The organism is Pseudomonas sp. PNPG3, assembly GCF_023093815.1.
GTDB classification, from domain to species: domain Bacteria; phylum Pseudomonadota; class Gammaproteobacteria; order Pseudomonadales; family Pseudomonadaceae; genus Aquipseudomonas; species Aquipseudomonas asiatica.
This window is the reverse complement of the sequence record NZ_JALLKV010000187.1, coordinates 1-279: the sequence shown is the minus strand read 5'-3', so window position 1 is coordinate 279 and position 279 is coordinate 1. Positions and strand designations below refer to the sequence as shown.

General features: G+C 33.0%; 1 protein-coding gene. It reads right to left on the bottom strand.

The features are described 5' to 3' along the window. Nucleotides 1-279: DUF2750 domain-containing protein (locus MJ643_RS30680; protein WP_247727309.1), on the bottom strand; the 279-nt coding region annotated here is incomplete at both ends.

The following is a 279-nucleotide window of genomic DNA, read 5'->3' as shown; positions in this document are numbered from 1 at the left end:
GGTTTTAAATCGATAGCTACCGCCTCATCATCATCACGTAACTTATCTAACCACTCTCCGAAAACTTTACCTTCAATTTCGATAATTTCACATTCCTCAAAATCTTCATCTCGTACCTTAATTGCACGGTTTTTAATACTCCAAACAGGCATAATATGAGGTTTGTGGTGATCATCATCACTAATCATGACAAAGTTTTTCTCATCTTTATTAGTTAAACCATAAACTTCATCGTATTTAGCTACATCTTTAACAAATTCTTTGATTCTAATGTCATCA